The sequence below is a fragment of the Haloactinopolyspora sp. genome (assembly GCF_027324685.1).
GTDB lineage: Bacteria > Actinomycetota > Actinomycetes > Jiangellales > Jiangellaceae > Haloactinopolyspora.
The window spans coordinates 31,327-46,626 of record NZ_DAHVSH010000168.1; the positions used below are offsets into that span (position 1 = coordinate 31,327).

14 protein-coding genes are annotated in these 15,300 nt (G+C 70.9%); 9 read left to right on the top strand and 5 right to left on the bottom strand.

The features are described 5' to 3' along the window. Window positions 1–39 precede the first annotated feature (39 nt). The 4 genes from M6444_RS18280 to M6444_RS18295 all read left to right on the top strand — a co-directional run bounded on the left by M6444_RS18280 (window position 40) and on the right by M6444_RS18295 (window position 4,898). Complete coding sequence (locus tag M6444_RS18280) at window positions 40–1,542, top strand: hypothetical protein (protein ID WP_298330747.1); 1,503 nt, start codon at window positions 40–42, stop codon at window positions 1,540–1,542. An 8-nt stretch (window positions 1,543–1,550) separates the two neighbouring features. Then, on the top strand, window positions 1,551–2,222 hold the full coding sequence (locus M6444_RS18285; protein ID WP_298330751.1) for a CbiX/SirB N-terminal domain-containing protein: 672 nt from the start codon (window positions 1,551–1,553) through the stop codon (window positions 2,220–2,222). A 70-nt stretch (window positions 2,223–2,292) separates the two neighbouring features. Then, window positions 2,293–3,933 carry a LuxR family transcriptional regulator gene (locus M6444_RS18290; RefSeq protein ID WP_298330753.1) on the top strand — a complete coding sequence of 547 codons (1,641 nt, stop codon included), beginning with the start codon at window positions 2,293–2,295 and terminating at the stop codon, window positions 3,931–3,933. Between the two features lie 113 nt (window positions 3,934–4,046). Continuing rightward, the gene (locus M6444_RS18295) at window positions 4,047–4,898 is read left to right on the top strand and encodes a methyltransferase domain-containing protein (protein ID WP_298330756.1); all 852 of its coding nucleotides are present in this window, start codon (window positions 4,047–4,049) and stop codon (window positions 4,896–4,898) included. Between the two features lie 239 nt (window positions 4,899–5,137). Here M6444_RS18295 and M6444_RS18300 read toward each other — a convergent pair whose 3' ends face one another. Genes M6444_RS18300 through ddaH form a run of 3 tightly spaced genes read right to left on the bottom strand, consistent with a single transcriptional unit; the run spans window position 5,138 to window position 7,475 of the window. Continuing rightward, entirely contained in the window at window positions 5,138–5,320 is a 183-nt protein-coding gene (locus M6444_RS18300; RefSeq protein ID WP_298330762.1) for a hypothetical protein, read from the bottom strand. A gap of 32 nt (window positions 5,321–5,352) precedes the next feature. Further along, a complete protein-coding gene (gene rocD / locus M6444_RS18305; protein WP_298330765.1) occupies window positions 5,353–6,576 on the bottom strand; it encodes an ornithine--oxo-acid transaminase in 1,224 nt (407 codons plus the stop codon). Continuing rightward, window positions 6,573–7,475, bottom strand: a complete 903-nt coding sequence (ddaH, locus tag M6444_RS18310; protein WP_298330768.1) for a dimethylargininase — start codon at window positions 7,473–7,475, stop codon at window positions 6,573–6,575. Before ddaH ends, rocD begins: the two co-directional genes overlap by 4 nt. A gap of 148 nt (window positions 7,476–7,623) precedes the next feature. Between ddaH and M6444_RS18315 the strand changes: the two genes are divergently transcribed. From M6444_RS18315 to M6444_RS18325, 3 genes are all read left to right on the top strand, one after another. Continuing rightward, window positions 7,624–8,097, top strand: coding sequence for an Lrp/AsnC family transcriptional regulator (locus tag M6444_RS18315; protein ID WP_298330771.1), 474 nt, complete (start codon window positions 7,624–7,626; stop codon window positions 8,095–8,097). Window positions 8,098–8,253: 156 nt separating this feature from the next. Further along, window positions 8,254–9,567 carry an NlpC/P60 family protein gene (locus M6444_RS18320; protein WP_298330773.1) on the top strand — a complete coding sequence of 438 codons (1,314 nt, stop codon included), beginning with the start codon at window positions 8,254–8,256 and terminating at the stop codon, window positions 9,565–9,567. Window positions 9,568–9,622: 55 nt separating this feature from the next. After that, complete coding sequence (locus tag M6444_RS18325) at window positions 9,623–10,516, top strand: diacylglycerol kinase family protein (RefSeq protein ID WP_298330776.1); 894 nt, start codon at window positions 9,623–9,625, stop codon at window positions 10,514–10,516. A gap of 24 nt (window positions 10,517–10,540) precedes the next feature. Here the strand turns inward: M6444_RS18325 and M6444_RS18330 are convergent, their stop codons facing one another. After that, window positions 10,541–12,175, bottom strand: a complete 1,635-nt coding sequence (locus M6444_RS18330; protein WP_298330778.1) for an alkaline phosphatase D family protein — start codon at window positions 12,173–12,175, stop codon at window positions 10,541–10,543. Further along, window positions 12,172–12,663, bottom strand: a complete 492-nt coding sequence (locus tag M6444_RS18335; RefSeq protein ID WP_298330780.1) for an inorganic diphosphatase — start codon at window positions 12,661–12,663, stop codon at window positions 12,172–12,174. Before M6444_RS18335 ends, M6444_RS18330 begins: the two co-directional genes overlap by 4 nt. 106 nt (window positions 12,664–12,769) lie before the next feature. On the opposite strand from M6444_RS18335, the gene dacB reads away from it, so the two are divergent. Further along, window positions 12,770–14,176: a D-alanyl-D-alanine carboxypeptidase/D-alanyl-D-alanine-endopeptidase gene (dacB, locus tag M6444_RS18340; RefSeq protein WP_298330783.1), complete on the top strand. Its 1,407-nt coding sequence runs from the start codon at window positions 12,770–12,772 to the stop codon at window positions 14,174–14,176. A gap of 14 nt (window positions 14,177–14,190) precedes the next feature. Continuing rightward, window positions 14,191–15,300 (top strand): zinc-dependent metalloprotease, encoded by a 1,110-nt coding sequence (locus M6444_RS18345; protein ID WP_298330787.1) that lies wholly within the window; start codon window positions 14,191–14,193, stop codon window positions 15,298–15,300.

The window sequence follows — 15,300 nt, forward strand, 5'->3', positions numbered from 1 at the left end:
CCCACAACGACGCCCGCTTGAACGGAGGGATCAGCGAAGGTGAGCGCAGCGACCGAGGACGACGCGGCGGCAGGCGCGTCCCCGGAGGCCGGCTCGAGCCGGCCCGAACCGAGCGACGATCTGGTCACCACGTCGCACACCCTGCAGGTCGAGGGGCGCAGCCTCGCCTACACCGCCACGGCGGGGCGCATAGTCCTGCGCGACGAGGTCCACGAGGACGACACGTTCGAAGGACACCGGCCGAAGGCGGAACTGTTCATCACGGCGTACACCGTGGACGACGCCGACCCGGCCACGCGTCCAGTGACGTTCGCGTTCAACGGCGGCCCCGGCTCGTCGAGCGTCTGGCTCCATCTCGGCCTGCTGGGCCCGCGCCGCGTCCTGTCCGGCGATGCCGGCGCGATGGTGCCGCCGCCGTACGGGCTCACCGACAACACCGAGACGTTGCTGGCCCACACCGACCTGGTGTTCATCGACCCGGTCTCCACCGGCTACTCACGGGCCGCCGCCGGTGAAAAGCCCGCTGACTATCACGGCTACCGGGCCGATCTGGAGTCCGTCGGCGAGATCGTGCGGCTGTGGACCTCGCGCAACGGCCGGTGGCTCTCGCCGAAGTTCCTGGCCGGCGAGTCATACGGGACGTTGCGTGCCGCCGGGCTGGCCGAGCACCTGTGGAGCCGCTACGGCATGGCGCTGAACGGGCTGATGCTGATCTCGTCCGTGCTCGACATGGGCACCATCCGCTTCTATGCGGGCAACGACCAGGCGTACCCGCTGTTCCTGCCGACCTACGCCGCCATCGCGCACCATCACGGCCACCACGGGGACCGCCCGCTGGCCGACGTCGTCCGCGAGGCCGAGGAGTTCGCCGAGCGCGACTACCCGTGGGCCCTGGCGCGGGGACACCGGCTCGGTGCGGAGGAGCGTGCGGCGATCGTGGCGCGGCTGGCGCGGTTGACCGGCCTGTCGGAGGACTACGTCGACCGGGTGAACCTGCGGATCGAGCACATCCGGTTCTTCACCGAGTTGCTGCGCGATCGCCGTGAGGTGGTTGGCCGGCTCGACGGCAGGTTCCGCGGGTGGGATCCGGACGCAGGCCGCGAACACTTCGCCGACGACCCGTCGTACCAGGCGATTCTCGGCCCGTACACGGCGGCGGTGAACCACTACGTCCGTGCCGAGCTCGGCTACCACAACGATCTGCCCTACGAGATCCTCACCAGCCGGGTGCGGCCGTGGTCGTACAAGGAGTTCGAGGGCGCACCGGTCAGCGTCGCGGACAACCTCGCCGCGGCGATGCGTGCCAACCCGCACCTGAAGGTACATGTGGCCTGCGGCTACCACGACGGCGCGACACCGTACTTCGCCGCCGAGCACGTCCTGGCCCATCTCGCGGTGCCGACGCACCTGCTGGACAACATCGAGACCGCCCACTACGAAGCCGGGCACATGATGTACGTGCATGAACCGAGCCGCCTGCGCCAGTCCGCCGACCTGGCCGCATTCGTGCGGTCGGCCGCCAACCGCCCGAACCCGGATTGAGCACCACCATGGCCGCCGACGTCCTGGTCGCCGTCGCGCACGGCACTCGTGCGCCCGAGGGCCCGGTCGTCCTCGATGAGCTGCTGGACGGCGTGCGCTCCCGGCTGCCGGGCGTGCCGGTGCACCTGGCCTACGTGGACGTCATCGAGCCGACGTTGGAGCAGGTTCTCGCCTCGGTGCACGGACGAGCCGTGGTGGTGCCCATGTTCCTCGCTTCCGGGTATCACGTGCGCGTCGACGTACCGAACGCCGTCGAGGCGACCGGGGGCTCAGCGTCGGTCACAGCGGCGCTGGGGCCGGACGACGCGCTCGTGGCCGTGGTGGCCGACCGGCTCCGGGCGGCCGGCGCCGTGCCGGACGCGGTCGTGCTGGCGGCGGCCGGATCCTCCGACGCCGGGGCGCTCGCCGAGGTCGAGAGCGTCGCTCGCCGCCTCGAGACGGTGCTCGATCGCGAGGTGGCCGTCGGTTACGTGACGACGGCGTCCCCGTCGGTCGGCGAGGCGGTCGAATCCCTGCGCGCGTCCGGCGCACGCACCGTCGGCATCGCGTCGTATCTGTTGGCGCCGGGGCTGTTCCAGCAGCGGCTGGCCGAGGCCGGCGCCGACGTGGTCGCCGCGCCCATCGGGGCGCACGAAGCCGTCATGGACCTGGTCGTGGAGCGTTTCCGCACCGCGGAGTGAGGTGTACGTTGGCCACATCACCTGTGGTCAGCCAGTTGATCGGCCCGGGTGACGATCCGGGGGAGCGCCGATGATGCCCGCCGACCCACTCGTACAGGCCCGCGACGCTGCCCGCCGTCGTGACTGGACCGGCGCATACGAGCACCTGAGCGCTGCGCATCGGCAGGGCAGGCTGCCCGCGGTGGATCTGGACCGGCTGGCGACGGCGGCCTACCTGACCGGACGCCTCGAGGAGGCGGTGCGCCACTGGGAACACGCGCATGACGCCTTCACGGCCGCAGGCGACCGCTCGGGCGCCGTCCGGTGCGGATTCTGGCTCGGATTGACCCTGCTGCTCGCCGGTCAGCAAGCGCGCGGCGGCAGTTGGCTGGCGCGCGCCCGGCGCACCCTGGAGGACATGCCGGCAGAGTGCGTCGAGGCTGGATACCTGAAGGTCCCGGCGGCGCTGCGAATCCTGCACGGTGGCGATCCGGCCGGCGCACTCACCGAGTTCGATGCCGTCGTGGACATCGCCGAGCGATTCGGTTCCCCTGACCTCGATGCACTCGGCCGGCTGGGCCGAGGCCAGGTACTGGTGGCGATGGGACGCGCCGCCGACGGCATCGCCGAACTCGACGACGCCATGCTCACCGTCACGACCACCGACGTGTCGCCGATCGTCGCCGGCATCGTGTACTGCGCGGTCATCATCGCCTGCCGCGACGTCTTCGACCTCAGCCGGGCCCAGGAGTGGACGGCCGCGTTGAGCAGTTGGTGTGCCGGCCAGCAGGGCCTGCAGCCCTACCAGGGTCAGTGCCTCGTTCATCGCTCGGAGATCATGCAGTTGCGTGGCGACTGGTCCGCGGCGATGGCCGAGGTGCGGCGGGCCTGGGAGCACATGGCAGCCCAGCCAGTCGACCCAGCCATGGGTTCGGCGATGTACCAGCACGCAGAGCTGCTCCGGCTGCGTGGCGAGTTCGACCAAGCGCAGACCGCGTACGGACAGGCGGCGCACTGGGGGCACGGCGTGCAGCCCGGTCTGGCGCTGCTCCGGTTGGCCCAAGGGCGCCACACCGACGCCGCGATGGCGGTTCGCCGAGTCGTGGCCGAGACCTCGAGCCCGGTGGAGCGCGCCCGGGTGTTGTCGGCGTATGCCGAAGTGATGCTCGCCATCGGGGAGATGGACGAAGCGCGCAGCGCGGCCGACGAGTTGATGCGTGCGGCTTCAGGGTTCGACTCGCCCTACCTTCGGGCCGTGGCCGGGTACGCCCACGGCACGGTCTTGCTGGCCGTGGGCGACATCGTTGCGGCCGGCGACGTCTTGCGCCGCACGTGGACGTCCTGGGGCGAACTCGAAGCCCCCTACGAGGCGGCCCGTACCCGCGTGATGATCGGCCTCGTGTACCGGCAGTCCGGGGACGACGACAGCGCCCAGGTGGAGTGGGACGGCGCGCGCCGGGTGTTCGAGCGACTCGCAGCCGCCCCGGACCTCGCGCGACTGGCCGAGCTGCGCCGCCCGGGTCCGCGCGCCGACGGACTGACCGACCGGGAACTCGATGTGCTCGCCCTGCTCGCGACCGGGATGACCAACAGCGCCATTGCCGCCCGCCTGGTCATCAGTGAGCACACGGTACGGCGGCACGTGCAGAACATCTTCGCCAAACTCGGCCTGGCTTCGCGCGCCGCTGCCACCGCGTACGCCTACGAGCATCACCTCGCGCGCCGCCCCTGATGGCTCGAACGTGCCATCCGTGCGGTTGCCGGATGGTCCGGTTGGTCGATGCGCGCCGCACGGGCCGGTGTCTAACGTCCGAGACGACGCTCAGCACAGAGGGAGCCACGGCCATGACCGCGCAGATGCCCAGTGGAGAACCGACCCCGGCCGCGTGGGATGCCGTAGCCGACGGGTTCGACGAATTCGTGACCCCGGTGAACAGCCGGCACGGGGCCGCGGCCCTCAGCCGGATCGACATCGGGCCGGGCACGCGCCTGCTCGACGTTGCCGCCGGTAGCGGCGCCCTGAGCATCCCCGCTGCTCGTCGCGGCGCGGACGTGACGGCGACCGACATCTCGCCGCGGATGATCGAGCGGCTACGTGCCCGGGCGAGCGCAGCCGGCGTGCCGAACCTCCAGGCGCGCGTCATGGACGGCATGCGGCTCGAGTATGACGACGACACGTTCGACGTGGCGGTCTCTCAGCACGGCGTGTCCACCTTCGTCGACCTGCGCGGCGGGCTGGCCGAGCTCGTACGGGTGACCAAGCCGGGCGGCCGGGTGCTGGTCAGTGCGTTCGGTGCGCTGAGCAGGGCGGAGTTCTTCGGGTTCCTGGTAGGTGCGGTGCGGGCGGCCATTCCCGGCTTCGTCCCGCCGCCGGCGGATCCGCCGCCCCTGCCGTTCCAGCTCGCCGACGTCGCCGTGTTCCGCGATCGGCTCGTCGAAGCAGGCCTGAGCGGCGTCACGATCGACACCACCGAGTGGGACACGCCCTACGAGTCCGCGACGCACTTCCTGGCGGCGGTGTCGTCCAGTCATCCGATCGCCGCGACGATGGTGACCCAGCTGGCGCCGTCGCAGCGTGCGCAGGTGACACAGGTGCTCGACGGCATGCTGCGGGAGCGTTCCGGAGGCGCGCCCGGGGCGGTGCTGCACGCCGAGGTGCACATCGGCGCCGGGACCGTGCCGGGCTGGAGATCATGAGGTGTGGGCGGCGTTGGCGCGCCGTGGGTGACTCATGATCGTTGGTGGTGGGGTGGGGTTGGGCTGTTGGTGGCTCATGATCGCGTGGGAGCGGTGATCATGGGTCGGTGGTGGCGTTGGTGGGGTGATCATGAGGTGTGGGTGGCGTTGGCGCGCCGTGGGTGACTCATGATCGTCATCACCTGCACCACCCGTGGGGCGTCGATGTCGCGGTGGCGCAGCTGCCTGATGGCGCTGGTCTACTCCGACGCCGTGCGTTTCACCCGGGCGTTGGCCGGCAGCGGCTCGTTGTGGACGACGACGTCGAACTCGCCGCGGATCTCGATCCGCCGTGCGTCGCCATCTGCAGCCTTGAGGGCCTCGGACCATACCGTGGGGTTGACGCGCAGAACGCTGATGTCCGCGCCGGTCTTCTTGGTCACTCACCTACCGTACGCCTGATGAGCGCCGGACATCAGGCGGCGCGCTGGATCAATACGCGTCGCAAGGCGTCGACCGCGAGGTCGATCTCGTCGGGCGTGACCACCAGCGGCGGGGCGAACCTGATGGTGGAGCCGTGCGTGTCCTTGACCAGGATGCCCTCAGCCAGCAGGGCCTCGCACGCCTCGCGCCCGGTCATGAGGGCGGGGTCGATGTCCACACCGGCCCACAGGCCGCGCCCGCGGATCTCGACCACGCCCTGGCCCATGAGCTCGCGCAGCCGCGTGTGCAGATGCTCGCCGAGCTGCGCTGCCGTGCGCTGCCACGTCCCGCGCTCCAGCATGCCGACGACGGCGTGGCCGGCCGCGCAGGCCAAGGCGTTTCCGCCGAAGGTGCTGCCGTGCTCGCCGGGCCGGATGACGCCGAGGACGTCGCTGTTGCCGACCACCGCCGAGACCGGGACGATGCCGCCGCCCAGCGCCTTGCCGAGCAGGTACAGGTCGGGCACGACGTTCTCGTGCTCGCACGCGAACGTCGTGCCGGTGCGGCCGAGGCCGGATTGGATCTCGTCGGCCACGAACAGCACCTCGCGCGCGTCACAGAGCTGCCGGACCTTGGACAGATATCCGGCCGGCGGCACGATGACACCGGCCTCGCCTTGGATGGGCTCGATCAATACCGCGACCGTGGTGTCGTCGATCGCGTCGGCGATGGCGGAGGAGTCACCGTAGGGAACGACCCGGAAGCCGGGCGTGAACGGCCCGAAGTTGGTCCGCGCCGTCGGATCGGTGGAGAAGCTCACGACGCTGATGGTGCGGCCGTGGAAGTTGCCGTCGGCCACGATGACGGTGGCGCGGTCGGCAGGGACGCCCTTGACCTCGTAGCCCCACTTGCGGGCTACTTTGAGCCCGGTCTCGACCGCCTCGGCGCCGGTGTTCATGGGCAGGACGAGGTCCTTGCCCGCCAGCGCGGCGAGATCGCGAACGAACGGGCCCAGCACGTCGTGGTGGAAAGCGCGGCTGGTCAGCGTCAACCGGTCGAGTTGGGCTTGGACCGCCGCGACGATCTCCGGGTGCCGATGCCCGAAGTTGAGGGCGGAGTACGCGGCCAGACAGTCGAGATAGCGGCGGCCTTCGACGTCGGTGACCCAGGCGCCCTGCGCGTGTGCCGCCACGACGGGCAGCGGGTGGTAATTGTGCGCGGCATGCTTCTCGACGAGGGCGATCGCCTCGTCGCTACGGCTGGCCTGAGTTTTCACGAGCACTCCTCGGCGGTGATCGGCGACGGGGTGAACGGGGCGTGCGGGCGGTGCAGCTCCAGCGTGGTGCACTTGACCCCGCCGCCGGCTTTCAGCAGCTCCGACACGTCGACCGGCACCGGTTCGAAGCCGGCCACGGCGACGGCAGCGGCCAGGTGCTCGGCTTGCTCGGCGAGGACGACGTGGCGCCCGTCGCTCACGGCGTTGAGCCCGAGCACGTCGGCATCGGCCTTGGTGGCGATGATCGCGTCCGGGTAGAGCTCGGCGAGCACGTTCTGGCTCGCCGGCGAGAACGCCGGTGGGTAGTAGGCGATGGTGGCCGGATCGAGTACGGCCAGGGCGGTGTCGAGGTGGTAGAACCGCGGGTCGACGAGTTCGAGGGGCACGACCGGAAGATCGAAGGTCGCTTCGAGGTCGGCGCGCGCGGCGGGGTCGGCGCGGAACCCGGTGCCGGCGAGGATGCGCGAGCCGGCCCAGGCGAAGTCGCCTTCGCCCTCGTTGATCGCCTGCGGCAGCCGGACATCGATGCCGGCCGCGGTGAGCCAGTCCCGATGAGCCGGCGCCTCGGCCGCTCGCACCGGTTGCCGGAAGTTGGCTCCCAGCGCGGTGTCGCCGACGACGAACGCGCCGTTGGCGGCGAAGACCATGTCCGGCAGGCCGGGAACGGGGTCGAGGAGGCGGACCCGGTGGCCGAGCCGTTCGTAGGTGGCGCGCAGCGCCTCCCACTGCTCGATCGCGCGGTCCCGGTCGACCGGCTGGGTGGGGTCCATCCAGACGTTGATCGCGTACTGCACGTCGAAGTACGTCGGCCGGCACATCACGTAATCGCGCGGGGTGGCGACTCGCTGGGGCGTGGCGGCGGGGGCACCGGTCACCTGGGGCGCAACGTTCACCGTCATACGTCAAGTGTGGCCAGCCCGTGACGGGTCATCCATGCCGGTTCATTGCGATCAACGGGCTGATCGTTGCGTGAAATCCCGCTCCTGCGGCTGAACATTGCGTGAGGCCGGTCTTGCGGCACGGCGCCCGGCGGATCACGATCGACAGGTGACACTCGATCCGCTGGACGAACAGATCATCCGGGCACTGATGGCCGACGGTCGCGCCAGTTTCGGCTCGATCGGCGCGAAGGTCAATCTGTCGGCGCCGGCCGTCAAGCGCCGGGTGGACCGGCTGCGGGCACGCGGTGTCATCACCGGGTTCACGGTGCGCGTGGACCCGGCGGCCATCGGGTGGAGTACCGAGGCCTACGTCGAGTTGTTCTGCAACCGCCGGACGTCGGGCGAAGAGATCCTGCGGCGCACGCAGACCTACCCCGAAGTCGTGGAGGCCTTCACCGTGACCGGGGACGCCGATGCCCTGCTGCACGTGTTCGCCGGTAGCATGCAGCACTTCGAGCGCGTGCTCTCCGAGATCTCGGCTGAGCCGTTCGTGGCCCGCACCAAGAGCGTCATCGTCCTGTCCCCCTTGCTGCGCCGGACGCAGCCACCGCGGGACGACATCGGCGAGAGCACAGCCTGACGTCGCGTCATACCTGCTCGCTTCGAAACGACACCGATGTAATTCGTCAAGTCGACACGCCGGTTAATGATGAGAATTTTGTGATTTCTGTTCCCTCGAGTGACGATCGTGGCTAGCCTTCTCTGCTGTGACGTGTGGTGCGGGGAGGTGGCCACGTTGCGCAGAACGATGGTCGGTGTCGTGCTGGCCGGCGTGATCGGGTCTGGTCTGGCGGCCGCTCCTGCTTCGGCCACCCCGGAGATCCCCTCCGAGCAGGAGATCGACGAGGCTCGCGAAGCCGAGCACGCCGCCGGGGGCGCCGTCGCGGTTCTGGAAGCTCGGCTGTCCGACCTGACGGCCCGAGCCGACGAGCTCTACGTCCGCGTGGCCAGCGCCGTCGAGGCGTTCAACGGCGCACGCATCCGGCTGGCCGAAGCCGAACAGGCCGAAGAACGCGCCCGCGAGATGGCACAGCAGAAGGCGGCCCAAGCCGAACAGGCCCGGATCGAGCTGGGCCGGCTGGCGGCGGCGTCCTACAGCCGCGGCGGCGAGCTCTCGGCCGTCAGCATGCTGCTCGGCGCCGAGGACGGCGAAGCGCTGTTCGATCGCGTCGGAGCGCTGCGCGCGGTGACCGCCTCACATGCCGGCGTCTACCGGCAAGCGGCTGAAGCGACCGAGCAGGCCGAGCAAGCCGCAGCGAAAGCCCAGCAGGCGTTGGCTGATCGCGAGGAGGCGGCCGAGACCGCTCGAGCCGCCCGGGCTGCGGCCGAGGCCGCCGTGGCCGAACACGAGCAGACGCTGGCCGCCGTCGAGACCGAGCGGGACGCCGCCCTGGCCGCGCTGGCCGCGGCCAAGGGCACCACGGTGGAACTCGAGCAGCAGCGCCGCCAAGGCCTCGCCGAGCGCGAGGCGGCCGAGCGTGAGCGCCGCGAGGCCGAGCGCCGCGAGCGTGAGCGCGAGGAGTCACCGCCGACGCCGACGCCGACGCCGTCGAGCACACCGGACGCTCCGGTGACTCCGGAGACCAGCGCCAGCCCGACGCCGTCGACGCCGCCCAGTCCGACGCCGTCGACGACCCCGGATCCGCCCGACCCGCCGGACCCGCCGGATCCGCCGGATCCGCCGTCGACCGGGGCCGACGCGGCGATCGACTTCGCTTACGCCCAGCTCGGTAAGGGCTACGAATGGGGAGCCGACGGGCCGGACACCTTCGACTGCTCCGGGCTCACCATGCGCGCCTGGCAGGCGGGCGGGAAGAGCCTTCCACACTGGAGCGTGGCCCAGGCCCGGCAGACGACCCGGGTGTCGTACGCCGAGCTGGCCCCCGGCGACCTGATCTTCTGGTCGGACAACGGCGCCGCGTCGGGCGTCTATCACGTCGGGCTGTACATCGGCGGCGGGAAGATGATCCACGCGCCGCGCCCGGGCAAGGCCGTGGAGGTGCAAAGCGTGTTCTACTGGGTCGACCCGGCCTTCTACGGACGGGTCTGACCGGCTACGCCGATCCTGGCCGTGCCGGTCGTCCGACACCGGCCGCGGAGGGCTCGTGAAGCAACTGCTCGTCCTGGTGAACGCACGCGCCGGACCGAGTCTGCAGGACGCCGGCGAGGCCGCGGCCGACGTCCTGCGCACGGGCGCCGACGTGCGCGTGGTCGAGGTCGGCGAGCCGAGCGAGCTCGCCGGGTTGCTTGAGCTCGAGTCCGACCGGACGCCGGTGATCGTCGGCGGCGATGGTTCCATCCATGCGCTCGTGGCAGCCTTGCGCGACCTCGACCGCCTGGGCGAGCGCCCGCACGAGCTGGGCATCGTGCCGGCCGGAACCGGCAACGACCTGGCCCGCACGCTGGAACTGCCACTGGACCCCGTGGCGGCCGCCGAGGTGATCCTGCGAGGGCGTGAGCGAGACCTCGACATCGTGGTCGACGACGCGGGAGGCGTGGTCGTGAACGCGCTGCACCTCGGGGTGGGAGCAGAAGCCGCACGACGGGCGGCGCCGCTCAAGCCCTGGTTGCGGCGGCTGGCCTACCCGGTCGGCAGCCTGCTGGCCGGAACAGCCGCGCGCGGCTGGCGGCTGCGGGTGGTGGTGGACGGCGACGTGGTGACCGACGGGCGGCGCCGCGTACTCATGGTCGCGCTCGGCAACGGCATGACGATCGGCGGCGGTGCCCCGGTCGCGCCGGCCGCGGCCCCGGACGACGGGCAGGTGGACGTCGTGGTGTCGTTCTCGACGTCGTGGCGCGCCCGCCTCGGCTTCGTGGTTACTCTTGCGCGCGGGCGCCATCCGCGACGCCCGGACGTCATCGTCCGCCGCGGGCACGAGGTGCGGGTCGACGGCGAGCCGGTGCCGGTCAACGCCGACGGCGAAGTATCGAACCTCGAGGCGGGCCGATCGTGGACGGTGCTTCGCCACGCTCTACGCGTCCCGGTGCCCGCACCGTGACGGCCGAGGACGTCGCGAGGGATCTCAGAGGTCGGTCTCCAGGATCCGTTTCATCGACGTTTCGCCGTCGTCGGCCACCACTCCGGTGTCCCAGTGCACCCGCGCCGATCGGCTCGTCAGGTCCAAGGTGGCGATCGCGTTGTCGAAGCGAGGCCCGGTGTCGACCCGCCAGCTGACGGTCGAAGCCGGCACACCGGCCCGTTTCGCCAGCGGAGCCCCGACCGCTCGCGCGACGGCGAAGGCGGCCGCGCCGTTGAGATAGCGAACGGCTCTGTTCAACGGGTTGCGCAGCGGTGAGCAGACCAGTTGGTGCACGCGGCTCGTGGTGTCGGACTCGCCCGGGTAGGACATGCGCGCCGCATACGAGTAGTGCACGTCGCCGGACAGGAAGGTGATGGTCTGGGGGCGGTGGCCGCCCGGCGCCGTCGCGACGTCGGTGATCAGGCGCTCCATCGCCCGGAACGAGTGCCCGAATGCGGCCCAGTGCTCCAGATCGACCACTTGGCGCATGGTCTCTGCGGGTTTCACCCAGCGCTCACCCCAGGCGCCGTCGGCGACCGACTCGTTCCAGGCTTCGACGGAGTGCAGGCCGGGCGGTAGCAGGTACGGCAAGGAGGTGCCGATGAGTACATGGTCAGCGTGGCTGGCAGAGCGGATGTGTGCGTCGATCCAGGCCCACTCGGCGTCGTCGACGATGGTGCGCCGGCCGGGCTCGAGCATCCGGCCGCAGCGCGAATCGATCATGATCAGCCGGACCGGCCCGATGTCGCGGGCGAAGCTCCAGCGGTACGAGGACGGATCGCGATCGGCCGTGCGCGCGAACTCGTGGAGGACCTTGCCGCCGTCGTCGCTCTCGCGGACCGCGGCCAGGACCGGATCGTCGGCGCGCTCGTCCGGCGACAGATTGCCCAGGTGCTGATAGAGCCAGTACGCGGCGAGGCCGCCGGTGATGCGGTCGGGCCACCATGGTTCGTCGGCCATCTGCTCGCGCCAGGCACGCGAGGTGTTCCAGTCGTCGCGGATGTCGTGGTCGTCGAAGATCATCGCCGACGGCACGGTCGACAGCAGCCAGCGCACGGCCGGGTCACTCCAGGCCAGCCGGTACAGGTGGGCGTATTCCTCGAAGTCGGCGACCTCGGTACCGGGTGGTTGCGACGTGTCCCGCCGGGCGGCGATGAACTGCTGCATCTGCGGCGCGGTCTCGTCCGCATAGACCTGGTCGCCCAGCAGCAACAGGGCGTCGGGCCAGTCCGCGCGGCCGTGCGCCACCTGGTGGGCGTAGGTGCGCAGCGCGTCCACGCCGTAGATGCGGCGATGCCGGGCGTCGTGCGGGACGCTCATCCGGCACGAGCCGAACACCATCCGGACCGGCTCGTCGGCCGTGTCGTCGGGGCGGGTCCGGATGCGCGGCGGCGGGAAGGACGAGTCCGGGTCGGGCCAGACGGTCTCGCCGTCGATGGTCAGGTGGTACTCGGTGGTCGTGGCCGGCTCGAGGCCGTCGATCTCGAGCAGAGCGTAGTGGTGCCCGTGCACGGCGAACGTCGCTGCGGTCGCGTCGAGTGCACCCACGACGCAGGGCCGGTCGGTCTCCACCCAGATCGCCGCCGACGTAGGGCCGACGTGCCGCAGCATCGGCCCGACGACGATGCCGTCGGTCACGGGTGACTGGATTCCCTGTGGCGGCGCCGTGACGCCTCGATCTCCTCCTCGGCGGCCTTTCGATCCACCCACGTCGCGCCTTCGACCGATTTACCGGGCTCCAGGTCCTTGTAGACCTCGAAGAAGTGCTGAATCTCCAGCCGGTCGAACTCCGGGACGTCGTCGATGTCCTGGAACGTGTCCTTGCGGGGATCGCCGGACGGCACGCACAGGACCTTGTCGTCGCCGCCGGCCTCGTCGGTCATCCGGAACATGCCGATGGCCCGGCAGGCGATCAGACAGCCCGGGAACGACGGCTCCTCGATCAACACCAGGGCGTCGAGCGGGTCGCCGTCCAAGCCGAGGGTGTCATCGATGAAGCCGTAATCGTGTGGATAACGGGTGGAGGTGAACAGTCGCCGGTCGAGTCTGATCCGCCCGGTCACGTGGTCCATCTCGTACTTGTTCCGGCTGCCCGCCGGGATCTCGATGGTGACGTCGAACTCCACGAACGTGCCTTCTCCCTACTCGCCCAGCTGTGCCGATCAGAACCAGTCTCCCGTACCGTGGCACACGCTGAACAGCGAGGACCAGCGAGCAAGGGGAGATGCGCGGATGTCGTGGCGTGGCGCCGTCGTCGTCATCGGCCTTGCGCTGCTCGTGGCCGCCGGTGCCGTCGTCGCCTTCGCCGCCACCTACGGCCTGCCGTGGAGCAGCACCGACACGTCCGGTCCGGCGCTCATCACGCCGAGCCCGCCGCCTGCGGCCGCGTGGGAGTCCGCGGCCGAGGTGCTGCCGGCCGCAGGCGATGTGGAACCGACGGACGACGCAGCCGGCTCGTCCGACGCGGTGGCCGCAGCGCTGGCCGGACCCCTCGCCGCCGACGGGCTCGGCGGTCGGGTCGGCGTGAGCGTCATCGACCTCGCCTCGGACACGCCGGTGTACCAATCCGAGGCCGCCCGCGCCCAGACACCGGCGAGCACACTCAAGATCCTGACCGCCGTCGCCGCCTTGGACGTCCTGGGGCCCGAGCACGTGTTCACCACCAAGGTCGTCATAGCTGGAGCGGGTCTCGAGCCGCCGGCGGCCATGATCACCTTGGTCGGCGGCGGTGATCCCACCCTCACCACCGAGGACGGCGACGGGACCTCCTTGACGGCGCTGGCCGAACGCACGGCCCGGGCCCTCGACGAGGCCGGTGTCACGTCGGTCACGTTGACCTATGACGATTCACTGTTCAGCGGGCCGGCCGTCGACCCGGACTGGCGTCCCACGTACGTGTCGTCGGGCGTCGTCTCGCCGGTCACGGCGCTGGCTGTGGACGTGGCCGAGGACCGTCCGCAGGACCCGTCGGCCGCAGCGGCAGACCAGTTCGCCGAGCTGTTGCGCGAGCGTGGCATCGACGTCGCCGCGCAGGTGCAGCCGGACGCGGTCGCCGACGATGCGACCGAGATCGCCTCGGTGCATTCCGGCCCGGTCGCCGCCGTCGTCGAAGATCTGCTGATCACCAGTGACAACGATGTCGCCGAAGTGCTGGCTCGCCATGTCGCGCTCGGGGCCGGCCTCGAGGGCACAGCGGCGGAAGCGAGTACCGCGGTCGTGCGCACACTGGACGAGCTCGGCATCGACATGTCGTCGGTCACCATGCTCGACGGCAGCGGACTCGCTCGAGGCAACGCGGTGCCAGCCTCGACCATCGCGGCCGCGGTGGCGCTCGCCGCCGACAGCGAGCACCCGCAGCTGCGTGCGGCCGTCACCGGACTGCCGGTCGCCGGATTCACCGGCACGCTCGCCGACCGGATCGAACAGAGCCCCGGGGCGGGCAACGTCCGCGCCAAGACCGGCACCCTGACCGGAGTGAGCTCACTGGCTGGTGTCGTGACGTCCGCCGACGGCGTCCGGTTCGCCTTCGCGGTGCTGGCCGACGACATCACGAACACGTTCGAGGCCCGGGCGGCGCTCGACGACGTGGCCGCAGCACTGGCCGGATGCACCTGCGGCGCGGGCCAGGCCCCGTCGTGACGTAGCGTTGAACCATGACGACCAGCGACGCTGCGCCCACGATGGTGGACTGGGATCTCGCAGTCTCGACGGCGCAGCGGTTGGCCGGGTCCGGCCCGGCTGTCGGCGCCGCCGAGGCGCGCGCCGCCGTCGCCGAGCTCCGCGATCTCGCCGCCGAGGCCGAGGCCCATGTGCACCGGTTCACCGCGCTCGACGGTACGGGCGCGGCCGCTCCAGTCGTCGTGGTCGACCGCGGCAACTGGGCCCGGGCCAACGCCCAGAGCATGCAGACGATGATCGCTCCGCTGGAGCGCAAGCTCCGGGGCGAAGGTGAGATGTCCGCGGCGCGCCGGGCCGGCGCCAAGCTCACCGGCCTGCAGACCGGAGCCCTGCTGGCGTTCCTGTCCAGCAAGGTGCTCGGGCAGTTCGACCCGTTCTGGTCCGGACCGGCCGGCACCGATCCGTCCCGGACGCATGGCCGATTGTTGCTCGTCGTGCCGAACATCGTGCACCTCGAGCGAGAGCTCGACGTGGTGCCGCGCGACTTCCGCCTGTGGGTGGCGCTGCACGAAGAGACGCACCGGGTCCAGTTCACCGCTGTGCCGTGGCTGCGCGATCACCTGGCCGGCGAGATCGAGGCGTTCGTGGCGGCGACCGACGTCGACCCGGCGGCCTTCGCCACCCGGTTGCGCGAGGCGGTGCGCGGTCTCACTGAAGCCGCCCGGTCCGGCGATGACGGCGCGTCCCTGCTCGACCTCGTCCAAACGCCGGCCCAGAAGGTCGTGGTCGACCGCGTGACCGCGTTGATGTCGCTGCTCGAAGGGCACGCCGATGTCGTCATGGACGGCGTTGGCCCCGACGTCATCCCGACGGTCAACACGATCCGGCGACGCTTCCAGCGACGCCGCCGGTCCCCGCAGGGCCTCGATCGAGCCGTGCGGCGGCTGCTCGGCCTGGACGCGAAGATGCGTCAGTACCGTGATGGCGCGGCCTTCGTGAACAAGGTGGTCGAGCGCGTCGGCATGCACGGCTTCAACCGCGTGTGGGAATCCGCCGACGCCTTGCCCACGAAGGACGAGATCGCCGACCCGATCGCGTGGGTCCGGCGCATGAACGGCGCGTCGCCGGTGACCACCACGAGCTGA